Source organism: Corynebacterium sp. ACRQK, assembly GCF_022345965.1.
Lineage (GTDB): Bacteria > Actinomycetota > Actinomycetes > Mycobacteriales > Mycobacteriaceae > Corynebacterium.
Genome location: NZ_JAKRMU010000003.1, coordinates 219576 through 241478, shown reverse-complemented (window position 1 = coordinate 241478; position 21903 = coordinate 219576). Strand labels below are relative to the sequence as shown.

Annotated in this window: 22 protein-coding genes and 1 pseudogene; 9 read left to right on the top strand and 14 right to left on the bottom strand. The window is 65.1% G+C overall.

Translation table 11 applies throughout. From position 1 onward, the window contains the following. Positions 1–154 precede the first annotated feature (154 nt). Positions 155–439, top strand: a complete 285-nt coding sequence (locus tag MHX63_RS05325) for a hypothetical protein (RefSeq protein ID WP_239387550.1) — start codon at positions 155–157, stop codon at positions 437–439. A gap of 3 nt (positions 440–442) precedes the next feature. Here MHX63_RS05325 and MHX63_RS05320 read toward each other — a convergent pair whose 3' ends face one another. From MHX63_RS05320 to MHX63_RS05305, 4 genes are read right to left on the bottom strand one after another with little or no spacing between them, the layout of a single operon-like run. Continuing rightward, a complete protein-coding gene (locus tag MHX63_RS05320; RefSeq protein WP_239387549.1) occupies positions 443–1705 on the bottom strand; it encodes a hypothetical protein in 1263 nt (420 codons plus the stop codon). A gap of 40 nt (positions 1706–1745) precedes the next feature. Then, positions 1746–1916: a hypothetical protein gene (locus MHX63_RS05315; RefSeq protein ID WP_005291698.1), complete on the bottom strand. Its 171-nt coding sequence runs from the start codon at positions 1914–1916 to the stop codon at positions 1746–1748. 32 nt (positions 1917–1948) lie between these two features. Beyond that, positions 1949–2869 carry a C40 family peptidase gene (locus MHX63_RS05310; RefSeq protein ID WP_239387548.1) on the bottom strand — a complete coding sequence of 307 codons (921 nt, stop codon included), beginning with the start codon at positions 2867–2869 and terminating at the stop codon, positions 1949–1951. 1 nt (position 2870) lies between these two features. After that, positions 2871–3113: a hypothetical protein gene (locus tag MHX63_RS05305; protein ID WP_239387547.1), complete on the bottom strand. Its 243-nt coding sequence runs from the start codon at positions 3111–3113 to the stop codon at positions 2871–2873. Positions 3114–3270: 157 nt separating this feature from the next. On the opposite strand from MHX63_RS05305, the gene upp reads away from it, so the two are divergent. Continuing rightward, positions 3271–3909 carry a uracil phosphoribosyltransferase gene (upp, locus tag MHX63_RS05300; RefSeq protein WP_239387546.1) on the top strand — a complete coding sequence of 213 codons (639 nt, stop codon included), beginning with the start codon at positions 3271–3273 and terminating at the stop codon, positions 3907–3909. Here the strand turns inward: upp and MHX63_RS05295 are convergent. Continuing rightward, positions 3880–5415, bottom strand: a complete 1536-nt coding sequence (locus MHX63_RS05295; RefSeq protein ID WP_239387545.1) for a phospho-sugar mutase — start codon at positions 5413–5415, stop codon at positions 3880–3882. The two genes, upp and MHX63_RS05295, sit on opposite strands and share 30 nt — an antisense overlap. Continuing rightward, positions 5412–6224: a purine-nucleoside phosphorylase gene (locus MHX63_RS05290; protein ID WP_239387544.1), complete on the bottom strand. Its 813-nt coding sequence runs from the start codon at positions 6222–6224 to the stop codon at positions 5412–5414. Before MHX63_RS05290 ends, MHX63_RS05295 begins: the two co-directional genes overlap by 4 nt. Positions 6225–6281: 57 nt before the next feature. Here MHX63_RS05290 and MHX63_RS05285 point away from each other — a divergent pair, with 57 nt between their 5' ends. After that, the gene (locus tag MHX63_RS05285; RefSeq protein WP_239387543.1) at positions 6282–7514 is read left to right on the top strand and encodes an amidohydrolase; all 1233 of its coding nucleotides are present in this window, start codon (positions 6282–6284) and stop codon (positions 7512–7514) included. On the opposite strand, the gene MHX63_RS05280 is transcribed toward MHX63_RS05285, so the two are convergent. From MHX63_RS05280 to MHX63_RS05260, 5 genes are read right to left on the bottom strand one after another with little or no spacing between them, the layout of a single operon-like run. Beyond that, a complete protein-coding gene (locus MHX63_RS05280; protein ID WP_239387542.1) occupies positions 7495–8076 on the bottom strand; it encodes a DUF1707 domain-containing protein in 582 nt (193 codons plus the stop codon). The genes MHX63_RS05285 and MHX63_RS05280 overlap by 20 nt on opposite strands. Positions 8077–8099: 23 nt before the next feature. Further along, positions 8100–9650, bottom strand: a complete 1551-nt coding sequence (gene glpK, locus MHX63_RS05275) for a glycerol kinase GlpK (protein ID WP_239387541.1) — start codon at positions 9648–9650, stop codon at positions 8100–8102. Between the two features lie 36 nt (positions 9651–9686). Continuing rightward, a complete protein-coding gene (locus MHX63_RS05270; protein WP_239387540.1) occupies positions 9687–10247 on the bottom strand; it encodes a hypothetical protein in 561 nt (186 codons plus the stop codon). A 22-nt stretch (positions 10248–10269) separates the two neighbouring features. Continuing rightward, complete coding sequence (locus MHX63_RS05265) at positions 10270–12063, bottom strand: acetyl/propionyl/methylcrotonyl-CoA carboxylase subunit alpha (RefSeq protein WP_239387539.1); 1794 nt, start codon at positions 12061–12063, stop codon at positions 10270–10272. Between the two features lie 56 nt (positions 12064–12119). Further along, positions 12120–12986 (bottom strand): sulfurtransferase, encoded by an 867-nt coding sequence (locus tag MHX63_RS05260; RefSeq protein WP_239387538.1) that lies wholly within the window; start codon positions 12984–12986, stop codon positions 12120–12122. Between the two features lie 151 nt (positions 12987–13137). On the opposite strand from MHX63_RS05260, the gene MHX63_RS05255 reads away from it, so the two are divergent. From MHX63_RS05255 to MHX63_RS05245, 3 genes are all read left to right on the top strand, one after another. Continuing rightward, positions 13138–14202 (top strand): Cj0069 family protein, encoded by a 1065-nt coding sequence (locus MHX63_RS05255; RefSeq protein ID WP_239387537.1) that lies wholly within the window; start codon positions 13138–13140, stop codon positions 14200–14202. Between the two features lie 123 nt (positions 14203–14325). Further along, positions 14326–15822 carry a 2-methylcitrate dehydratase PrpD gene (gene prpD / locus MHX63_RS05250; RefSeq protein WP_239387536.1) on the top strand — a complete coding sequence of 499 codons (1497 nt, stop codon included), beginning with the start codon at positions 14326–14328 and terminating at the stop codon, positions 15820–15822. A 19-nt stretch (positions 15823–15841) separates the two neighbouring features. Beyond that, complete coding sequence (locus tag MHX63_RS05245) at positions 15842–17074, top strand: bifunctional 2-methylcitrate synthase/citrate synthase (protein ID WP_239387535.1); 1233 nt, start codon at positions 15842–15844, stop codon at positions 17072–17074. A 5-nt stretch (positions 17075–17079) separates the two neighbouring features. On the opposite strand, the gene MHX63_RS05240 is transcribed toward MHX63_RS05245, so the two are convergent. The 3 genes from MHX63_RS05240 to MHX63_RS05230 are packed head-to-tail and all read right to left on the bottom strand — an operon-like array spanning position 17080 to position 19237. Then, a complete protein-coding gene (locus tag MHX63_RS05240) occupies positions 17080–17664 on the bottom strand; it encodes a nucleoside triphosphate pyrophosphatase (RefSeq protein WP_239387534.1) in 585 nt (194 codons plus the stop codon). A gap of 3 nt (positions 17665–17667) precedes the next feature. After that, positions 17668–17862 (bottom strand): acyl-CoA carboxylase subunit epsilon, encoded by a 195-nt coding sequence (locus tag MHX63_RS05235; RefSeq protein ID WP_034984823.1) that lies wholly within the window; start codon positions 17860–17862, stop codon positions 17668–17670. Positions 17863–17872: 10 nt separating this feature from the next. Then, entirely contained in the window at positions 17873–19237 is a 1365-nt protein-coding gene (locus MHX63_RS05230) for an acyl-CoA carboxylase subunit beta (RefSeq protein ID WP_239387533.1), read from the bottom strand. An 85-nt stretch (positions 19238–19322) separates the two neighbouring features. Here MHX63_RS05230 and MHX63_RS05225 point away from each other — a divergent pair, with 85 nt between their 5' ends. The 3 genes and pseudogenes from MHX63_RS05225 to MHX63_RS05215 form a co-directional block, all read left to right on the top strand. After that, positions 19323–20165 (top strand): biotin--[acetyl-CoA-carboxylase] ligase, encoded by an 843-nt coding sequence (locus MHX63_RS05225; RefSeq protein WP_239387532.1) that lies wholly within the window; start codon positions 19323–19325, stop codon positions 20163–20165. Continuing rightward, positions 20162–20674 (top strand): hypothetical protein, encoded by a 513-nt coding sequence (locus MHX63_RS05220; protein WP_034971233.1) that lies wholly within the window; start codon positions 20162–20164, stop codon positions 20672–20674. Before MHX63_RS05225 ends, MHX63_RS05220 begins: the two co-directional genes overlap by 4 nt. After that, positions 20671–21900, top strand: a pseudogene (locus MHX63_RS05215) (5-(carboxyamino)imidazole ribonucleotide synthase); the annotation flags it as partial. The gene MHX63_RS05220 and the pseudogene MHX63_RS05215, both read left to right, overlap by 4 nt. Positions 21901–21903 lie beyond the last annotated feature (3 nt).

The following is a 21903-nucleotide window of genomic DNA, read 5'->3' as shown; positions in this document are numbered from 1 at the left end:
CTCGTCTCCGGCGGCGCTACAGCTTTAGCCCTGCTTATATTCACTGCGAGCTTTCTCGGATGGACGGAGCTGAGGTTTAACTACGATGAAGGAATTATGAGGCTGAATGTGAACGGCTGGGGCAGGGTTGTCGTCACAGGCGGTGAAGCCGCGTGTGGCCTTTTCCATGTTTATCGGCGCGGGTCTGGTGGTTCTAGGCTGGGCGATCTGGTCGATCATGAAGATCCAGCGAGCATTGAAGGCCATGGAGAGGGAAGAGGGCGCTCGACTGCGGGAAGAAGGCCTGGTTTTCGAGGAGGTGTTCCAAGGGAGTGCAGAAATCGGCGTTTATTTTGCAATCAACCTTTCGTTGGCGGCCGTCTCTCTTGGTGTATTTGCGCTTTTCAAATACAACGGCCAGGCGAAGATGCCCTGGGGCTGGCCGGAGCCAGCCATCTAATTTCTAAAAGCGCGTGAAGCGCTTAATCAGGCCATCCTCCAAAGCCTTCCAGCCCTTCGCCTCCTCGTCGAAGGGAGCGGACGGCTGTGCGTCCGATGGGGAGCCCAGCATGTAAGCCAGGTAGTTCTGCAGCTTCGGGTAGCTCAGCAGAATCTTGTTCACACCGTCGTCGCCCGCCCAGTCTGCAGCATCCGCAAGTAGCTCGTAGGCGCGGCCCAGCTGGTCGGTATCTACGGCATCGAGGGATTCCGAAATGTCGTCGTGCAGGCCGGCGAAGGAGTACTGGTTCGATTCGTGCACCGTGACTTCCAGCTCGCCGGCGTTGGCGGCACTGACCAGGTCGCCCCAAGTATCCAGCTCTTCGAGGTCGTGATCGTGGGCGTCAATAAGCCACCGCACGAGGGCACGAGAGTTCGGGAAGGTGTTGATCTCCCCGTGGCGGCCGAGGAAGCGCGGCTTGTCGCCGACGTAGCAGCGCAGGGTGTAGACGTACTGGCCGTTCAGGCTGATGCGGATCGGATCGATGCCGGCGTCGGCCCAGATGGTCTTGTCATAAGGATCGGAGTCCTTGCCCTCGGTGGCCGTGGCCGCAGCCGCCGCCTCGGCTTCCTTTTCCTTCTGGCGCTTCTCGCGGGCCTCCTGAGCCTCGTCGATGCGCTTCTGTGCGTCCTCTACCTTGGCTTCGTCGACCTCTGGCTCGGTCAGGTGTACTTCGACGTCGTCGAGCATCCCCTTCCACCGATCCAGCACGGTGCGGCCAACGCCCGACCACTCTTCCAGGCCGTTTTGCGACTGGTAGTGGTCGGGCCCGCGGCGCACGTTATCCAGGATGGAGTAGGAGTGGAACCAATTGTTCACGCTCTTCAGCCCCAAGACATTGCCCATGGAGCGCAGCAGCTCGAAACCGCGGGCGACCGCGGAGGTGGATTCATAGCCCGGGCGCTGAGCCAGCTTGCGGGGTACCTCGACCAGGCTGATCTTGCCGGTGCGGGCTGGCACTACGTTCGTGACCAAGTCGGATTTGAACTGCGCCCACTTGGGGTGGTCGGCTAGCTCGTTGCGGCCGCCGTCCTCGAGGAAAGCCAGGAGCTTGGCGGGGGAGTCGAAGACGAAAAGATCGTCGTCATCGCCCAGGAAGCCCTGCCAGCGCTCACCCTTGACCAGCCAGTTCGGGGCCCACAGGGTGTACCAGGTGCCGCTGGTGATCTCTAACTCCACGGCGACGATGCCGTTGCCGAATGTCCTCAAGCCATTATCTGCTGCCATGGCTAGGCATTCTACTAGGTCGGTCTGGTTACGTCGGTGTTTAGTCCTGCGTCTGGTCGGCCCGCCGGTTGCGCAGCTCCGCCGTCAGTACAGCGGGCACGGTTTCCGGCATTTCGCCCAGGAACTGCGCAGCCAGATACTCCCGAGGTGGGGGAGTGCTCACGATGCGAGCCAACCCGCTGCCGTGGGATCGTCCGTTGATGAGTGGCATGTTTTTCTCCTCTAAGTCCTTTGCCTGTTTACTTAGGCCGCCGTCGGCCGGTAGAAACCCTTGAAGGGCATTCCGATATTGTCTTGCCTGATGGGGTTGATCTGCACCGGATCACCGGCCTCAATCATGTTCCCGCCGTCGACGATCATCGCCACGTGCCCGTCCCACACCGCCAGATCACCCGCCTGCAATTCCGCGCGCGGGATCTGCGGTCCGACCGCCTGCGCGCTCGCCGTGCGCGGCAGATCCACCCCGGCCTGCTGGTAGGCCCACTGCACCAGACCACTGCAGTCCAGCCCCTTGCCCGGCACCGTCCCGCCCCACTGATACGGAGTTCCCAGGGCCGTCTTCGCCGCGGCTACGGCCTTTTGTGCCTGGCCCGTTGGTGCGCCCGGCGCGCTGTTGTTATCCGGTGACGCTGGCGCCGCAACCTCTGCCGTATCCGGATTCCTGGCAGGCAGCCGCTCGGGAATCTGCTCCTTCTCCACCTGCTGCACGTCCAGGGTCAGCCCGCGCAGCTCCTCCTCCAGAGTGTGCACGCGACCTTCCGCCCGCCCGACGTGTCGCACGACCACCGGCATCGCCGCGCCGAGGCCATTAGCCCAGCCCAGCGGGCCTGCCAAGCCGCTGGTGGCCACCGCCTGGCCGACTTCCCGTACGCAGTCGTCGAAGATGACGCTCAAATCCCCGATTGCTCGCTCTACGGCCTGGGCTGCCTGCCCCGCCAGCTTGTCCAGTGCACCGCCTGCACCTAAGGCCTGGGAAACGACCTTGGCCACCGAGTCCAAGGAGCCGTGGACGTTATCGCCCGCCCGCCCCTGCAGGGCGGAGGCCGCCAGATTCCCTAGATTCTCCAGGCCTCTTACCCCAGAGACGCTGGCGCTGAGGCCCGGGCTAAAAGGCGAGGGAATCGCCGCGGCCAGTGGAGCTACGAGACTCGCTATGTCCAGCACTTCAGACCTCCCTCAACCCGCTGAAGGCGTGGGAATATTCGCCCTCGTGTCCGTCTAGTCCGCGCTGAACGCTCCCCAGGGCAAACGTGGCGTCATTAAAGTAACTTTCCGCATCCCGCAACAATCCATCGTGGGCGTTCCGCGCCGTGGATAGTGCCCGTAGAAAATCCTTTAGCGCCGGCGGCGCCACCATACCCACGGCGCCGTGCAGCGGCGCGGCCTTTCCCTGCAGCGCCGTACTCACGTCCAGTGCGCGGCTTCTTAGCTTCCCGATTAGTTCCGAATCGGCTGCTAACGCATCCCCTGAAAGCATGAACCCCTCCCCAAAAACACTCTGCAGCTTCTTTAGACTCCACCGCGGCGCAAAAGGTTCAATTGCGGATCAACTAAAATGGGGAACCATGGAAATTCAGGTGGTTAATCATCCGCTCGTCGCCTCCCGGCTCAGCATCATGCGCGACAAGAACAGCGACAACGCACAGTTCCGCGCCGCTTTGTCCGACCTGGGGGCCATGCTGATCTACGAAGCCTCGGCGGATCTGGTGGTGGAACACTTTGAGCTCGAAACCCCCGTCGCCACCACCACGGGCACGCGGCTGGAAAAGCCCCCGATCATCGTGCCCGTCATCCGCGCCGGCCTGGGCATGATCGACCCGGCGCTGTCCATGATCCCCGACGCGCAAGTTGGCTTCATCGGCATGGCCCGCGACGAAACCACTCACGAGCCCGTGCCCTACCTGGAGGCACTGCCGGACGACCTCAGCGACCAGCCGGTGTTCCTGGTCGACCCGATGCTCGCCACCGGTGGCTCGCTGCTGCACGCCATCCGTCTCCTGGAGGACCGCGGCGCCAACGACATCACCTGTGTGTGCATGGTCTCCGCCCAGCCGGGTGTGGATGCGCTGGTGGAGGCCAACGTGAGTGTGCGCCGGCTGTTCACCGCAACCATCGACCCCAGCCTGAACAAGGAAGCGTATATCGTTCCTGGCCTGGGAGATGCTGGCGACCGCCTATACGGCCCCCGAAACATCGACCTTTAGGCGCTCCAGCAGTTCCTCCACTGCCTTCGCGTCCGCACCCGGTTCCGCGCTGGCCTCCAAATAGAACTTCGCCTTTGGCTCGGTGCCGGACGCTCGGGCGACCACGCGCAGCCCCATATCCCCGGCAGTGCCCACCAGACGCACGCCGTCGGTGCGGTTGCCCGCGGAATCCTCGATCGGCCCTGCCTGCATGGCCGCACCCGCGAGCTTGGCCGGAGGGTTCCCCGCCCAGCGCGCGATTAACTCGTGCGCTTCTTCCGCACTGTCGAAACGGGCGCTGACCTGCGCAGTCCGGAACACTCCATAGGTGGCCTCGATGTCATCCAGCTCGGCGGCCAGATCCGTCTCGGCCGCCCACGCCGCCGCGATCAACGCCGTCGCAATGCCGTCCTTGTCCGCCACGATGCGCGGCGCGGGCGCGGTGCCGATCGCCTCCTCGTAGGCAAAGGCCAGCTCACCGGGCCGATTGTCGGCAGCACGCGCCAGGTTCTTAAAGCCAGTCAGCGTCTCCACATAGTCCCAGCCCTCGGCGCGCGCCATGCGTCCCAGCAGCTGCGAGCTGACCACCGTTGTCGCCACTACAGGTTTTTTCTTTGTGGACGCCCCTACGCCCGCCAACACCCGGCGCGCCAGCAAGGGGCCGGCCTCGTCGCCACACAGCATGTGATAATCGCCGTCCGCGCGCTTAAGCCCCAGCATGCAGCGGTCCGCATCCGGATCCAGGGCGATCAGCAGGTCCGCGTCGATGGCGCGGGCTTCTTCCAGCAGCGCGTCGGTGGCACCCGGCTCCTCCGGGTTGGGAAAATCCACAGTCGGGAAGGTCGGGTCCGGCCAGCGCTGCGAGGCCACCGCGTGCACGTTGCCGAAGCCGTTTTCGCGCAAGGCCCACTCCAGGGCATTGCCTCCCACGCCGTGCATGGGGGTGTAGAGGATCTTCAGCTTCCGCCGCGGCGCCAGCTCTGCCTGGCGGCCGGTGGCCACCAGGGTGCTCAGCTCGGTGACGTAGCCGGAGACCACGGACAGGTCTACAGACTTCGCCTCGGAGCGGGGGATCTTCGCCGCGTCCGTTGGCTGGGCGGCAATGTGCTCCTCGATCTGCCGGTCGGCGGGGGAGACCAGCTGTGCTCCGCCGTCCAGGTACAGCTTGTAGCCGTTGTCCTGCGCCGGATTGTGCGAGGCGGTGATCTGCACGCCCACGTCCATGCGCCGGGAGCGCACCAGCCACGCCAACACCGGGGTGGGGGAGGGCTCCGCGATGAGAGTCACGTCGAAGCCTGCACCGGCGAAGGTTTCTGCCGTCGCGCGGGCTAGAGCGTGGGAGGCGTAGCGGGCGTCATAGCCCACAGCCGCACGAAAAACCCCGTCGGCGCGCAAGGGGCGCTTCCGCTCCTTGAGCCACGCAGCCACACCGGCCGTGGCGCGGGTGGCGGTGCTGACGTTCATCTCGTCTGGCCCGGGGCCGATCTTGGCGCGTAGGCCGGCGGTGCCGAACTTCAACTGGCTCATAGGTTGTTCACCAGCTCGCCGAGCAGCTTGCCCATGTCGTTGGCAGCTTCCTTGCCCGCCTGCAGAACCTCCTCGTGGTTCAGAGCCTCGCCGGTAACCCCCGCCGCCAGGTTCGTGACCAGCGAGATACCCAGCACGTCCACGTCCGCCTCGCGCGCGGCGATCGTCTCGTAGACCGTGGACATGCCCACCAAGCCGGCGCCCAGGGTGCGCAGCATGTGGATCTCCGCCGGGGTTTCGTACTGCGGTCCAGGCATCATCGCGTACACGGCCTCGCGCATGCCGGGGCGCAGCTTCTGCACCTTGGTGCGCAGCTCGGGGCTGTAGGCATCCACCAGGTTCACGAAGTTCGCGCCCGTCAGGGGTGTCTTGGCGGTGAAGTTAATGTGATCGGCGATCAGCACCGGCTCGCCGACGGTCATGCCCTCGGTCAGGCCGCCCGCTGCGTTGGTCAGCACGATCGTCTGCACGCCCGCAGCCGCGGCGGTGCGGACCGCATGGGCAGTGCGCCACAGCTCGTGACCCTCGTAGGCATGTGTGCGGCCCAACAGCACCAGCACGTTGCGGCTGCCGATGCGGGCGCTGCGGACCGTGCCGCCGTGCCCCTGCGCGGTCGGCGCCAGGAAGCCCGGCAGCTCCGACATCGGGAACTCCTGCAGGTCTTCCGCGCCTTCGCACAGCACGTCGGCGGCGGGGCGCCACCCAGAGCCGAGCACCACGGCACAGTCATAGGAATCGAGGCCCGTGCGCTTCTTCAGCGCCGCCGCAGCCTCTGCGGCCAGTTCATAGGGATTTGGGGAAGCAGTCATGCCAACCAAGAATACCGCAGGCGCTAGACTAGACAGGTCAGTAAAAGTGAGAGGGACGTGAGTATTCAAGTGCAAGACGGCACACAGGAACGCGCGCAGGAAAGCAGCACCCATTCTGTCGCCCAGTTCGTGCAGAACTGGACGCGGGACAACGCACAGCGGGTCATCGACTGGCGCCGTCGCCTGCACCGCAACCCCGAGCTGTCGCACATGGAGACGGAGACCACCCGCTTCCTCGCCGCCGAACTCGAGCGCGCTGGGCTGCAGCCCGTGGCCCTGCCTTCCACGGGTCTGATCGCCGACATCGGCCCTGTCGGCGCGCCCCGCATCGCCTTCCGCGGTGACATCGACGCGCTGCCATTGCAGGAGGTCACAGGCCTCGACTACGCCTCCGAGGTGCCGGGGGTTATGCACGCCTGCGGTCACGACATCCACACCACGATCGTGCTGGGGCTGGCCGTCGCCCTTGCCGATTTTGTTGACGCCCACGGGGAGGATGCCCTGGGGATCCAGGTTCGCTTTATCTTCCAGCCCGCCGAGGAAGTCATGGACGGTGGCGCAGTGGACGTCATCGAGGCCGGGGCGCTCAACGGTGTGTCCCGCATCTTTGCCGTCCACTGCGAGCCGAAGCTGCGCACCGGCGAGATCGGCGTGCGCACCGGTGCGATCACCTCCGCCAGCGACGTGGTGGAGATCATCCTGCGCGGCCATGGCGGCCACACCTCCCGTCCGCACCTTGCGGCGGATCTGGTGTACACCGCAGGCCTCATCGCCTCGCAGTTGCCGGGCCTGCTGTCCCGCACCGTGGACCCACGCACCGGCACGGTGCTGACCTTCGGCGCAATCAACGGCGGCTCCACGTTCAACGCAATTCCGCAGGAGGTCCGCCTGCTCGGTACGTTCCGCACCGCGGAGGTTGGAGTGTGGCGTCGTGGCGAAGAAACCTTGCGAGAACTTCTAAAGCACCTGGTGGCGCCCACCGGGGCCGAGCTCGAGCTGCGCTACACCAAGGGCGTGCCGCCGGTGATGAACGACGATGTTTCCACCGCCGCGCTCGCGCAGGCCGTCAAGGACGTGGATCCGAACGCGCTGAAGGAGGCCCCGCAATCCACCGGCGGCGAGGACTTCAGCTGGTACCTGGAGCACGTGCCGGGCTCCATGGCGCGCCTGGGCGCGTGGACTGGCAAGGGGGAGCGCCCCGACCTGCACCAGCCGGACATCGTGTTCGACGAGCGCGCCCTCGGCATCGGCATCCGCCTGTTCGCCGGGGTTATTGACCAGTTCCGTTAAGGCGCTTCTGCGCGAACTTCATCGCGCTGCTGGTCAGCTGGTGGGTGCGCTGCTTGCGCTCGAACTTCCACTGCGCCTGCTGCGCGCGCTGCTGCATCTTCAGTTCCCGGAAGCGCTGGCGCTCCAACTGTGCCGGGCTGGGCTCGTACCAGGCTCTAGGGCCGACCTTCATGATGTAGAGCAGCACGAAGACCAGTGGGATCATTAGCAAAAGGATGGGGGAGTTCGCCCACACGCCATTGAGGATCATGGCCAGGGCGCTGCTGCCAATCACGGTGCTGAGCAACAAACCCAGGCGCACGTTCCGGCCGCTGCGGTTTTGACGATCGACCTCGTGGGCGGAGTAGTAGGGAACCAGCTCGCGCGAAGCCTCCAGCGGTGGAAGGTCGGTGAATAACTGCGCGAGCTCGCGCTCGGAGCGGGACGTGGTGGCCTGCTGCACGCGCTCCTCGTATTCGGACATGGTGAGCCGACCGTCGGCGAAGTGCTCACCGAGCGCGCTGATAGCGTCGCTACGGTCGACATCGGAGATGCGGATTTCACGGCGGGACGGTTCGTTCATACCTTTAAGGTAGCACCCGGAGCCTAATCCTCGGTCCAGTTGAACGTCCGTTCCACGGCGCGCTTCCACTTGTCGTAGGCGATCTTGCGCTCCTCGGGATCGCCCTTGGGGAAGTAGGTCTTTTCCTCCTGCCAGAGGGAAACCAGCTCGTCGAGGTCCCTGTAGAAGCCCACGGCCAGCCCGGCGGCGTAGGCCGCTCCGAGGGCGGTGGTCTCCGAGACTTCCGGCACCGTCACCGGAACCTCCAGCTGGTCGGCCTGGAACTGCATGAGCAGCGAGTTGACGACCATTCCACCGTCGACGCGCAGGTTTTTCAGGTCCACTTGCGAGTCTGCGTTCATGGCCTCGACCACCTCGCGAGTCTGGAAGGCCGTGGCCTCCAGTGCAGCACGGGCGATATGTGCCTTTGTTACATAGCGGGTCAGCCCGGCAACGATGCCGCGGGCTTCGGGGCGCCAGTGCGGCGCCAGCAGGCCACTGAAGGCCGGCACGATGTAGCAACCGCCGTTATCTTCCACGCTGCGGGCCAGCGGCTCAATGTCGTCGGCGGTTTCAAAGAACCCCAGGTTGTCGCGCAGCCACTGCACCAGGGAGCCAGTCACGGCGATGGATCCCTCGAGCGCATACACAGCCGGTTGATTGCCGAGCCGGTAGGCGACGGTGGTGATCAGCCCGTGTTCGGACCACTGCGGCTCGGTGCCGGTATTCATCAGCAGGAAGTTGCCAGTGCCGTAGGTGTTCTTCGCCTCGCCCTGGTTGAAGCACACCTGGCCGAAGGCAGCGGCCTGCTGGTCGCCCAGGATGCCCGCGATCGGCACCCCCTGCACCGGTCCGCTGCGGCGAACCTTCCCAACCACCTCGGAGGAGCTGACGATCTCCGGCAGCATGGATTCCGGCACGCCGAACAGCTCGCACAGCTCTGGATCCCACGTCTGCGTTCGTAGATCCATCAGCATGGTGCGTGAGGCATTGGTGACGTCCGTGACATGTCGGGCATTGCCGCTGCGGCCCGCCTTGGACTTCTTGTGTGAGCGGCGAGTGAGCTCCCAGATCAGCCACGAGTCGATAGTGCCGAAGGCCAGCTCCCCGCGCTCTGCCTTCTCACGTGCGCCGTCGACGTTGTCCAGGATCCATTGGATCTTCGGCCCGGCGAAGTAGGTAGAGGCGTTCAGGCCGGTGCGCTCGAAGATCATGTCCTTTTGCTCTTCGCTCAAGGAGCTCACGATCTTGTCAGTGCGCGTGTCCTGCCACACGATGGCGTTGTAGATGGGCTTGCCGGTAGCACGCTCCCACACGACGGTCGTTTCACGCTGGTTGGTGATGCCCACCGCGGCGAAATCCTCGATCGGAATGTCGTGGGAGGCCGCAGCGTCCGCCATCACGCGGCGGGTGTTGCGCCGAATCTCCTCCGGATCGTGCTCTACCCATCCGGGGCGCGGGAAGATCTGCTGGTGCTCCATGTGGCTGGAGCTGATGATCTTGCCGTGCGCGTCAAAGATGATGCAGCGGGTAGACGTGGTCCCCTGATCGAGCGCCAATACGTAGCCCCGCTTGGAGCTTTTCCACTTAGCCAAGGTCCCAGTCAGTTGATTCGTAAGGTTTTCTACCACTCAGTCTTCTGTGTCCTCTGTGTCATCTGCATCATCAGCGACCGGCTTACGCTTGCTGGCAAACGCCGCCAGAATCAGGATGGCCACACCCGCAGCGCCGCACAGCATCGTCACCCACCGCAGGGCCTGCAGAGTGCCAGACGAGTACTTGGAGATGTAGATGTTGCCCTGGTCGCAGGTGTACTTGGCTCCCTCGATGTCCTCGGTGAACTTGATCGAGGTGTACACGCCCTTGTTCTTCGTCAGTGGCAGGGAGACATCGGAGATCTCCAGGTCATCCTGGCTGAACTTCAGATCCGCGGCCTCGATGCGGTCAACGAGGGGCTTGTCCTCCTTGTCGACCAGGGTGCACTCCTTCGCGTTCAGTGCTTCTTCATCTGCCAGCAGGTAGTACTCTTTGCCGACTGAAACGTCGTAGCCCTTGCCGAAGTCCTTCACACCCGCCAGCGAAACGATAGCGGTGATCACGGCGACGATCAGCAGCCCAAGGCCGAGGAAGATCATGCCCTTGGGCGTCTTCCTTTCGAAGGTGTTGGCCTGCTCAGAGGTGGTTTCAGTCATGGGGGGCGCTTCCTATTTCCGTTTATTCGTTCTCAGTAGAGCTGTCGTCTTTCAGCTCCATAAGTGCCTGGTTCTTTGTGACGCCATCGCCGCTTCCGACGCTCAAGGACTGCACCACACCGGACTTGTGTGCCTTGACGGCGTTTTCCATCTTCATTGCCTCTAGTACCAGCAGAACGTCGCCCTCGGCCACTTCATCGCCTTCCGCGACCTCCACCTTGATCACGGTGCCCTGCATTGGGGCGGCCACCGTGTCGCCGGTGATGGCGATGTCCGCAGCGTTCGCGCGGCGCTTCTTTGCGCGGCTCACCGAGCCACGACCCGCCAGGATCTCGCCCGGTACCAGCACCTCCACGCGGCGCCCGTCGACCTCGACGACCAGCTTCTCCTTCGGTAGCTCGCCTTCGGCGGCGGCCGCGAGCGGCTCCTCGTAGGCGGGCAGCTGGTTGTCCCATTCCTCTTCGATCCACCGGGTGTACACGCGGTAGTTGCCGTCCTCGGCGACGAAGGCCGGGTCGGTCAGTGCGGCCTGGTGGAAGGGGATCACGGTCGGGATGCCCTCGACCTCGTACTCTTCCAGCGCCCGGAGGGAACGTTGGATCGCCTCGGTGCGGTTGGTGCCGGTGACGATGAGCTTGGCCAGCATGGAGTCGAACTGTCCGCCGACCACCGCGCCGGTTTCGATGCCGGAGTCCATGCGCACGCCGGGGCCGGCGGGCTCGCGGTAGGTCTGGATGCGGCCCGGGGCCGGCATGAAGTTGTTCGTCGGGTCCTCGCCGTTGATGCGGAACTCGATGGAGTGGCCGACAATTTCCGGATCCTCGGTGCGAGATAGCTCCTCGCCGCGAGCGATGCGGAACTGCTCGCGCACCAGGTCCCAGCCGGTGACCTGCTCGGTGACCGGGTGCTCCACCTGCAGGCGAGTATTAACCTCCAGGAAGCTGATCAGCCCGTCGGACCCCACCAGGTACTCCACCGTGCCCGCGCCGTAGTAGCCGGCCTCGCGGCAGATGGCCTTGGCGGAGGAATAGATGCGCTCGTTCTGCTCGTCGCTCAAGAACGGCGCGGGGGCCTCCTCGATGAGTTTCTGAAAACGCCGCTGGGCGGAGCAATCGCGGGTGGAGGCGACCACAACGTTGCCGTGCTTATCGGCCACGACCTGCGCCTCGACGTGGCGGGCGCGGTCCAGGTAGCGCTCCACGAAGCACTCTCCGCGCCCGAAGGCGGTGATGGCCTCGCGGGTTGCGGATTCAAAGAGATCCGGGATCTCGTCCATCGTGTAGGCGACCTTCATGCCACGCCCACCGCCGCCGAAGGCGGCCTTAATGGCGATCGGAAGTCCGTGGCGCTCCGCAAAGGCGGTGACCTCTGCGGCATCCGCGACGGGTTCCTTAGTGCCCGGAGTCATAGGGGCGTCAACACTAAGAGCAATGTTTCGGGCAGTGACTTTATCGCCGAGCTTGCGAATAGCCTCTGGTGGTGGGCCGATCCAGTTCAGACCCGCATCCACGACGGCCTGGGCGAAGTCCGCGTTCTCCGACAGGAATCCGTATCCAGGGTGGATCGCATCGGCGCCGGACTTGCGCGCGGCACCGATGATCTTCTCGATGTCCAGGTAGGTCTCAGCCGAGGTCTGGCCGCCGAGAGCCAGTGCTTCATCAGCCATGCGCACGAAGGGTGCCTCTGCATCCGGGTCCGCGTACACGGCGACGGTAGCGATGCCCTCGTCGCGCGCAGCCCGGATGACGCGCACTGCGATCTCGCCACGGTTGGCGATCAGTACCTTCGTCAAATCAGCGGCGGAGCTGGAAGTCACGGGCAATCCTTTCGGGTTATTAGTTAGGTGTTAGTTAATGAGGCTACACGCCCCGGTTAGCCACGCTCGATGGGCACGCGCATCATGTTTCCCCATTCGATCCACGAGCCATCGTAAACCCGCACATTTTCCCACCCCAAGAGGAAGCGCAGTACGAACCATTCGAGCGCGGCCCTGGCTCCGTTGTTGCAATAAACAACGGTATCGCGGTGGGGGTCCAGCTCCAGTTCGGCATGAATGTCCTTGATGGCTTCGACAGGGCGGAAGCGCGAGTTGGCCAGCAGTGAGGAGTCGGCGCGTAGGTTCTTGGCCCCCGGTACGTGTCCGTTGCGGCGGATAGGGTAGCCGGGCAGGGTTACCTCGCCGGTGTATTCCTCGGCGTTGCGCAGGTCGATTACCTGGGTGCCGTCGAACTTCGTGCGCAGCTCGTCGACGAAGATGCGGTGGGTGTGGTCGTTACGGTGTGAGGGCACCGAGTAAACGGGGCGGGGCGACACCTCATCGACGGCATAGGAGATTTCGCGTTCCTCTTGCATCCAGGCGTCTCGCCCGCCGTCCAGGATCCGCACATCCGGGTGGCCGAAGAGTTCGAAGACCCACAGCGCGTACACGGCCCACAGGTTCGCGTGGTCGCCGTAGAACACCACTGTGTCTTCCCGGGAAATGCCTAGGCGCCCCATGAGTTCCTCGAATTCCTTTGGCCCGATAAGGTCGCGCCACACCGGATCCGACAGGTCTTCGTACCATTTCAGGCGCACGGCGGTGGGAATGTGACCAATATCGTATAACAGCGAATCGGCATCCACCTCGACGACTTTGAGGCCGGGGGTTCCCAGCTTTGCACCGAGCCACGCGTTCGTGACCAGCTTGTTTGGGTGCGCGTACTGCTTGAGCTGTGGGCTAGGGTCGAATTCGATTCCCATGAAACACCTGCCTTTCGATCGATTGAGAGTCTAGCGCCTTCTTGCCAGCCTTTCTTACACTGCCGCCCAGGCTGGCTGGTCATAGAATTAAAGATGTTGGCTAAACGTGGCCACACGCACTGCATTTTTACTTCCAGAGCTAGGGGAAACCGTGCACAAGAACATTGTTGTCTTTGAGGTTCAGGGCGGAAACGACAAGGGCGAGGACGGCCACCGCCGCGACACTATGCCCATCGTCGAGGCCATCCGTGAGAAGGGCTGGGGCGCCGAGGTTCTCTACTTCGACCCGGAGAAGGCCAGCGAAATTTACGAGGACGTTGCCGCTAAGTACGACGCTTACATCTCCCGCGTCAACCCGGGTCACATCCCCGGCGGCGAAAAGGGCTACTTCGACATGCTGACCAAGCTGACCGAGGAGGCCGGCCTGGTGGGCATGTCCACCCCGGCCGAGATGATGGCTTACGGCGCGAAGGATGCGCTGGTGAAGCTGAACGACACCGACCTGGTGCCGGACGACACCGCCGCCTACTACGACGTCGACTCCTTCCACAAGACTTTCCCCACCTCCCTGTCCTACGGCGAGCGCGTGCTGAAGCAGAACCGCGGCTCCACCGGCTCTGGTATCTGGCGCGTGCAGCTGGAAGACAAGCAGCTGGCCGAGTCCATCGAGCCGGGCACGGCTCTGCCCCTGGATACGAAGTTGAAGTGCACCGAGGCAGTTGACAACCACACTGAGGTTCGCGAGCTGGGCGAGTTCATGGACTTCTGCGACCAGTACATCGTCGGCGACAACGGCATGCTGGTGGACATGCGCTTCCTGCCGCGCATCGTCGAGGGCGAGATCCGTATTCTGCTGGTCGGCCCGCATCCGGTGTTCGTGGTTCACAAGAAGCCGGCCGAGGGCGGCGACGCGTTCTCCGCAACCCTGTTCTCTGGCGCGAAGTACACCTACCAGAAGCCGGAGGGGTGGCAGGGGCTGGTGGACATGTTCGCCGAGGCTCGCCCGGTCATCGCCGAGAAGCTGGGTGGCGACAACATCCCACTGATCTGGACCGCCGACTTCATGCTGGCCGATGACGACGAGACCGGCGAGGACACCTACGTCCTGGGCGAGATCAACTGCTCCTGCGTGGGCTTCACCTCCGAGCTGGACATGGGCATCCAGCAGCTGGTTGCCGAAGAGGCCATTAAGCGCGTGGAGGAAAAGCACGCTTAAGCGCGTCAGCGCAACACTGACGTTTTGGTGTCAAAAAATATTTGTTTAACTACATAACTCGCCGCGGGGCGTTAGAGTGAGGCGCATCACAGTCTCCATCTCCGAAAGGATCTAACCCCCGCGATGATTAACCACGACGTTCGCGTCCACCCCTCTGCCGACGACCTTCCGCAGGAAGAGCACCTTGCCTGGAAGGTCGCGCAGGTCGCCGCCGACCCGGTCGAGGTGCCGCAAGATACCGCGGACATGGTGGTCAACCGCATTATCGACAACGCGGCCGTCGCTGCCGCTTCCATCCTGCGCCGCCCCGTCACTTCGGCGCGCACCCAGTCGCTGTGCCACACCGGGCCCAGCGCCGTTTTTGGTACTGACGCCACCGTCTCCCCCGAATGGGCCGCCTGGGCCAACGGCGTAGCGGTGCGCGAGCTGGATTTTCACGATACTTTCCTGGCCGCCGAGTACTCCCACCCAGGTGACAACATCCCGCCGATCCTGGCCGTAGCGCAGGCGCGCGGGCTGGGCGGGCGCGACCTGATCCGCGGCATCGCCACCGGCTACGAGATCCAGGTGGACCTGGTCAAGGGCATTTCCCTGCACAAGCACAAGATCGACCACGTCGCACACCTGGGGCCGTCCGCGGCCGCGGGCATCGGCACGCTGCTGCGACTGGACCCGCAGGTGATCTACCAGGCCGTCGGCCAGGCGCTGCACACCACCACGGCTACGCGCCAGTCCCGCAAGGGGCTCATCAGCTCCTGGAAGGCCCACGCGCCCGCATTCGCCGGGAAGATGGCGGTGGAGGCTGTGGATCGCGCCATGCGCGGCGAGGGCGCCCCGGCTCCGATCTGGGAGGGCGAGGACGGCGTGATCGCCTGGCTGCTGGACGGCCCGGACGCTCATTACGTCGTACCCCTGCCGGAGGCGGGGGAGCCGAAGCGGGCGATCCTGGATACCTACACCAAGGAGCACTCCGCGGAGTACCAGTCCCAGGCGCCGATTGACCTGGCCCGCCGCATGCGGGACAAGATCGGGGATTTAAGCCAGGTGGAAAGCATCGTGCTGCACACCAGCCACCACACCCACTACGTGATCGGCACCGGCTCGAACGACCCGCAGAAGTTCGATCCAAAGGCTTCGCGCGAGACGCTGGACCACTCCGTGATGTACATCTTCGCCGTCGCCCTCGAAGACGGCGAGTGGCACCACGAGCGCTCCTACGCCCCCGAGCGCGCCCAGCGCCCGGAAACCGTGGAGCTGTGGCACAAGATCTCCACCGTGGAGGATCCGGAGTGGACCCGCCGCTACCACTCCACCGACCCGGCCGAGAAGGCCTTCGGCTGCAAGGCAGTAGTCACCCTGCGCGACGGCACCGAGATCGTTGACGAGCTGGCCGTGGCCGACGCCCACCCGCTGGGCGCCCGCCCCTTCGGCCGCGCCGATTACATCAGCAAGTTCCGCACCCTGGCCGAGGGCGTGGTGGACGAGGCGGAGCAGGATCGCTTCCTAGCCGTCGCCGAGGCCACCGCGGACCTGGCCCCCGGTGAGCTTGGCCAGCTGAACCTCGTGGTCAGCGAAGACGTGTTGGCGCGTGCCCCACAGATCCCCGGCGGCATCTTCTAACCCGAAAGGACTACTCACCATGACTAAGCCGATCAAGGTTTCCAACGCACCCTTCGACCGCGGACGCACCAACTTCACCACGCCCCGCGCTCAATCCAGCAAGACCTCCAACGTCACCGGTACCGACAAGAACATCAACAAGGGCCTAAACGGCGTGGTGGTGGACACGTCCGGTGTCTCGAAGGTGAACCCGGAGACCAACTCCCTGACCTACCGGGGCTATCCCGTCCAGGAACTGGCCGAGCACTGCACCTTCGAGGACGTGGCCTACCTTCTCTGGAACGGCGAACTGCCGGATTTCCGCGAGCTGGAGCAGTTCCGCCAGCGAGAGCGCGCCTTGCGCCCCATCGACCGCAGCATGCTGGACCTCATTAACTCCCTGCCGAAGACCGCCCACCCCATGGACGTGCTGCGCACTGCGGTGAGCGTGTTCGGCACGGAGGACCTCAATGCGGACGACCGCAGCCCCGATGCCGTGCGCCGCACTGGGCTGACCCTGCTGGCCAAGCTGCCGACGATCATCGCCTACGACCTACGCCGCCGCAAGAACCTGGATTATATCCCGCCCTCCCGCGACCGCGATATCGCCGAGAACTTCCTCTACATGTGCTTCGGCGACGAGGAGGGCAGCCCCGCCAACAACCGCGACGACGTCGAGGCCTTCGACCAGTCCCTCACCCTGTACGCGGAGCACGGCTTCAACGCCTCCACTTTCACCGGCCGCGTGATCAGCTCGACCATGAGCGACGTCTACTCCGCCGTCACCGGTTCCATCGGCGCCCTCAAGGGACCGCTGCACGGTGGCGCGAACGAGGCCGTGATGCACAACTTCTTGGCTGTCGAGGACCCGGCGGCCGCCGAGCAGTGGGTGCTGGACCAGTGCGACGCGAAGAACAAGATCATGGGCTTCGGTCACCGCGTATACAAGAAGGGCGACTCGCGCGTGCCCACCATGGAGGCCGCTATGCGCCGCACCGCCGCCAATCACGACGGCCAGCGCTGGGTGGATATGTACGACAACATGCAGAAGGCCATGGACCAGCGCACCGGTATCCAGCCGAACCTGGATTTCCCGGCGGGCCCGACTTACTACATGCTGGGCATCGACATCCCGTTCTTTACCCCGATTTTCGTCATGGCTCGCGTCGTCGGCTGGACCGCCCACATCGTGGAGCAAAACGAGGACAACGCCCTGATCCGCCCGCTATCCAGTTACGTCGGCCCGGAGCAACGCTCCGTCAAGGCCGACTAGCCGACCTAGCCCCAGAGGTCGGAGAAGTCGTAGCCGAAATAGTCCAGCCCCCGCCGCAGGGCGGGGAGTGATAGGCCGATCACGGCCGACGGGTGCCCGTCGATACTCTCGATGAACCAGCCGCCGAGCGCTTCCAGGGTGAAGGCACCAGCACATTCCAACGGCTCGCCGGTGGCGGCGTACGCCTCGATCGCTCGGTCGGAGACCTCGGCGAACTGGATTTGCGTGGCCACGGCTTCCTCGTAGATCTGGCCCGTGGCGGCGTCAATAAGTGCATGTCCGGTGATTAGCTCTGCGCGCTTCCCGCGCTGCTGGTGCCACCGCCGCACCGTCTCCTCGCGCGTGTGCGGCTTGCCTTGCAGCTCGCCGTCGATCAGCAGCATGCTGTCGCCGCCCAGCACTAGTTCACCGTCTACCGCCTGCGCCTTCGCGGTGGCCAGGTGCTGCACATACTGCACCGGGGTGGGGTCCACCAGGCTCGCGACGGCGGCTTCCTCGTTCACACCGGGGGAGACTTTGCGGGGGATTACCCCGGCAGCATTCAGCACTTTCTCGCGCGCTGGCGAGGTGCTGGCCAAAGTTAGCTGCATGTCCTACCCCCGCGGCATCCGCGGATTGCGGAACGCGCCGGGGCTGCTGTGGCGCAGCTCGCGGCCGTAGTGCCCGCGCGTATCCGGCTTCGCATTGCGCAGCGCCTCGGCCTCCTTGGCCAGGTCGTCGACGATGAGCTGCAGCGCCCGGGTCTCTACCTCGTCCGGGTTGCCCTTGATCACCTGAAAGTCAGTCACGCGCTTCCTCCTAGAACGGCAGGTTGTCGTGCTTGCGCGGGTAGCCGTCCTCGGCCTTGCGCTCCACCAGGCGCAGGCCGTCGACGATGCGGGCGCGGGTCTCGCGCGGCGGGATCACCGCGTCCACCAGGCCCCGCTCCGCGGCGGAGTAGGGCTCCGCCTGGTAGCTATCGTCTTGCGCGATCTGCGCGGTCGGCCATGCATACACCAGGTCGGTGCCCAGGCGCTTTGCACCCAGGGAAAGGTAGGCGTCGCCGAAGGCCTTGCGGGTAATAACGGCGATCTTGCCGACGCTCGCCGCGGCCGTCACGCCGATCAGCTTCGCGGTGCGGCGGAACAGCACGTCCGGCACGTAGCCCGCCGAGTCCACGAAGGTCACCAGCGGCACGTTGAAGGCGTCGCAGAAGCGGATGAAGCGCGCTGCCTTCTCGGCCGCCGCGTCGTCGATCGCCCCTGCTTGTTGTTCGGGCTGGTTCGCGATGACGCCCACACTCCGGCCGCCCACGCGCGCCAGCGTCGTGATCAGGTGCGGCGCGTGGAACTTCTGGAGTTCCAGTACAGAGCTCGCGTCGACCACGCGGTTCAGCACCTCGTGCATGTCGTAGGCCTGCGCGTCCGAGTCAGGGATCAGGCCGTCCAGCTCGTCTGTCTCCGGCTCTGCCTCCGTCTCGTCCCCGCGCAGGGGGAGTGCCCGGTTGTTGCTGGGCAGGTAGCTCAGGATGTCCGCGACGAGTCCCAGCGCGGAGGCGTCGTCCTCGGCGAGGATGTGGGCGGTGCCGTCGGTGGCGTCATCTACCAGCTCCCCGGCACCCTTGACCGCAACGACGACGTCGGACAGAACCACCGAGTGCACCAGCGCGCCGCTGGTGGGGCCGGCGACCAGGGCGATCTGCGGAACCACGCCGGAGAGTTTTGTCTGCAGGCTGTGGATGCGGGAGAAGAACTCGAGGGCCGTGATGCCCTCGTTCGGGCGAGCGCCGGCGCCTTCGTAGATGCCGATCAGCGGGGTGCCGGACTTCACGGCCAGCTCCATGACCTTAAGGATCTTCTCGCCCGCGGTCTCGCCGATCTGGCCGTCGAAGAGGGTGGCGTCCTGCGAGAACACGCACACCGGGCGACCGTCGATGGTGCCGTAGCCGGCGACGATGCCGTCGGTGGCGGGGCGGAACTTGTCGGCTTTGAAGGCGGTGGCGCGGTGGCGGGCCAGCGCGTCGGTCTCCACGAAGCTACCGGCATCCAGCAGTGCGTCCACGCGGCGACGGGCGCGCGGGATCTCGTCCCCCTGCGGCTTGTGGGTCTCCGCCAGGCGATCGCGGAGGTCGGCGATCTTCCCGGCGGTTGTCGATGTGTCGGTGGTAGAGCTCATGGTCGCCATAATACGGTGTAAAAACTCCAGTGCCGTGATTGGTGGGGCTAGAGTGTCTGAGGGAAGGCATGTGAAGAGAAAGGACAGTACTCCCATGCGCACGCCGCTAGACCCCCGCCGCCTGGCCGAGCGCCTGGCCCCGCTGGGCTACCGCCACGTCGAAGTGCTGGAAACCACCGGCTCCACCAGCACCGATTTGGCCGACCGCGTGCGTTGTGGGGAGGGCCTGCCCGACATGTCCCTACTCATGGCCGAGGAGCAGACCGCCGGGCGCGGACGCAAGGGCCGCTCCTTCGAGGCCCCGGCCCGCAGCCAGCTGATCTGCTCCGTGCTGCTACGCCTGCCGGACGTGCCTGTGGATCGCATTAGCCTGCTGCCGCTGCTCACGGGTCTGTCGATCGTGGAGGGCATCCGCGCCTCCGCGGACATCCCCATCCAGCTGAAGTGGCCCAACGACTGCGTGCTGGACGGCCGTAAGCTGGTGGGCATCCTGGTAGAGGCCGTGCACCTGGACCCGCACCCGGCGATCATCCTGGGCTTCGGCATCAACTACGACCTGCAGACCGACGAGCTGCCCGTCGCCCACGCCAGCTCCATCGACCTGGAGTGCAACCGCCTGGGACGGCCCTGCCCAAGCCGCGAGGACGTCGCGGTGGCCGTGTTCGCGGAGCTGACGGCGAATCTGGAGAGGTGGCGTCGACTAGGAGGGGCGGCCCAGACCGTACTACCGCGCTACCGCCAGGCTTCCGCGACCATCGGCACCTCCGTGCGCGCTTTCCTACCCGGCGACGAGGTCGTGGAGGGCACGGCCACCGACATCGACGACGACGGCGAGCTGCTGGTCCGCACCCGCGAGGGCACGCGCGTGATCCGCGCCGGGGAGATCGTGCACCTGCGCGCCGACGGCACGGGCGACTACGGAGGGCGCTACGCATGAGCAAAATCACCTTCGACCCGGACGAGCAGATCCTCGCCGAGCTCAGCCCCGCGCGCCGCTCCATGTTCTTCCCCGTCCTGCGCCTGCTGTTGTGGACGGGATTGTTCTGGATGGGGATCGGCGCGCTGGATCAGTACATGGCCACCCAATTTCTGGACGCCCCTACGGTGGAAGCCTGCATGTGGCTTCGTCGGGGGCTGCTGGTTGCGTGGCTGCTGGTGTGCTGGAGGCGCTGCGTGCGCCACCTGGTTTTCCGTGCGCGCTCCCGCATGCTGCTGACCGACAGGCGCCTGATCACCGCGACCGGCCACCTGCGCAGTCGCATTGGCCAGATCCCACTGGCCAACGTGGTGGATTGCAGGGCCCACCGGGGCGACGTGGCGGTGTACGTGGCCGGGGCGCGCGTGCCTTTGGTGCTGCATTCGGTTCCCTATACCCGTAAGTTCGAGAGGCTGCTGAAGAGCCAGATTAAGAGTGTCGGGCCGGGGAACTATAGTTGGGAGCTGTGAGTGAGAGCAATGGGAATAACACAGCCGACTGGTCTTTAGCGCGCCCTGCCGCACACGCGCCGGGAGCGCCGCTGGTGACGATCATCGGCGATGGTCAGTTGGCGCGTATGACTCAGCAGGCGGCGATCGAGTTGGGCTTAAGTTGCCGTGTGCTGGCCGGGGCGCCGGATTCCTCGGCTGCGCAGGTGACCGCCGACGTGGTGCTGGGGGATTACGCACTGGAGGAGCACGTCCGCGAGGTTGCCCAGGATTCCGACGCGGTGACCTTCGACCACGAGCACGTGCCCAATCGCTTCCTGGATGCCCTCATCGCCGACGGCGTGAACGTGCAGCCGCAGCCCGCGGCGCTGATCCACGCGCAGGACAAGCTGGTGATGCGCAAGAAGCTGCGCGAGCTGGGCGCCCCGGTGCCGGCGTTTGCCGCCATCGAATCCGCCGACGACATCGCCGGGTTCTTCGATGCCGTGGGCGGCCAGGTGTGCCTGAAGGCCCGCCGCGGCGGCTATGACGGCAAGGGTGTGTGGTTCCCCGCCACGGTGGACGAGGCCCGCGAGTTGGTGGAGAAGCTGCTGGACAAGGAGATCCCCCTGATGGCGGAAAAGAAGGTCGCGCTGGTGCGCGAGCTGTCCGCCATGGTGGCTCGCACTCCGTCCGGCGAGGTGCAGGCGTGGCCGGCAGTGGAATCCCTGCAGGAGGACGGAATCTGTGTGGAGGCCGTGGCGCCCGCCCCAAACTCCACGCCTGAGATCCTGGCCGCCGCCGAGCAGCTGTCCCGCGACGTCGCCACCGAGTTGGGCGTCACTGGTGTGCTGGCGGTGGAGTTGTTCGAGACCACCGACGAGAACGGCCAGCCGGAGATCATCGTCAACGAGCTGGCGATGCGCCCGCACAACACCGGCCACTGGACCCAGGATGGTTGCATCACCAGCCAGTTCGAGCAGCACGTTCGCGCCGTACTGGATCGCCCGCTGGGTTCCACGGAGCCGACCGCGCCGGTGGTAGTGATGGCAAACGTGCTGGGAGCGGCCGAGGATCCGGCGATGCCGATGCACGAGCGCATGGATGCGGTGTGGCGTCGCTTCCCGAACGCAAAGATCCACATGTACGGCAAGGATTGGCGCCCACGCCGCAAGATCGGCCACGTCAATATGCTGGGGGAGGATCCAGTGCGCACGCGCGAACAGGCGCGCCTGGCCGCGAAGTTCCTGGAAACCGCCGAATGGGAGGAC

Bases quoted from the DNA above. Each gene is read 5' to 3' on its own strand.
- MHX63_RS05240 (WP_239387534.1), bottom strand. From the start codon at position 17,664: ATGCAGCTAACTTTGGCCAGCACCTCGCCAGCGCGCGAGAAAGTGCTG.
- MHX63_RS05220 (WP_034971233.1), top strand. From the start codon at position 20,162: ATGAGCAAAATCACCTTCGACCCGGACGAGCAGATCCTCGCCGAGCTC.
- MHX63_RS05225 (WP_239387532.1), top strand. From the start codon at position 19,323: ATGCGCACGCCGCTAGACCCCCGCCGCCTGGCCGAGCGCCTGGCCCCG.
- MHX63_RS05270 (WP_239387540.1), bottom strand. From the start codon at position 10,247: ATGACTGAAACCACCTCTGAGCAGGCCAACACCTTCGAAAGGAAGACG.
- MHX63_RS05290 (WP_239387544.1), bottom strand. From the start codon at position 6,224: ATGACTGCTTCCCCAAATCCCTATGAACTGGCCGCAGAGGCTGCGGCG.
- upp (WP_239387546.1), top strand. From the start codon at position 3,271: ATGGAAATTCAGGTGGTTAATCATCCGCTCGTCGCCTCCCGGCTCAGC.
- prpD (WP_239387536.1), top strand. From the start codon at position 14,326: ATGATTAACCACGACGTTCGCGTCCACCCCTCTGCCGACGACCTTCCG.
- MHX63_RS05230 (WP_239387533.1), bottom strand. From the start codon at position 19,237: ATGGCGACCATGAGCTCTACCACCGACACATCGACAACCGCCGGGAAG.
- MHX63_RS05315 (WP_005291698.1), bottom strand. From the start codon at position 1,916: ATGCCACTCATCAACGGACGATCCCACGGCAGCGGGTTGGCTCGCATC.
- MHX63_RS05280 (WP_239387542.1), bottom strand. From the start codon at position 8,076: ATGAACGAACCGTCCCGCCGTGAAATCCGCATCTCCGATGTCGACCGT.
- MHX63_RS05320 (WP_239387549.1), bottom strand. From the start codon at position 1,705: ATGGCAGCAGATAATGGCTTGAGGACATTCGGCAACGGCATCGTCGCC.
- MHX63_RS05260 (WP_239387538.1), bottom strand. From the start codon at position 12,986: ATGGGAATCGAATTCGACCCTAGCCCACAGCTCAAGCAGTACGCGCAC.
- MHX63_RS05245 (WP_239387535.1), top strand. From the start codon at position 15,842: ATGACTAAGCCGATCAAGGTTTCCAACGCACCCTTCGACCGCGGACGC.
- MHX63_RS05295 (WP_239387545.1), bottom strand. From the start codon at position 5,415: ATGAGCCAGTTGAAGTTCGGCACCGCCGGCCTACGCGCCAAGATCGGC.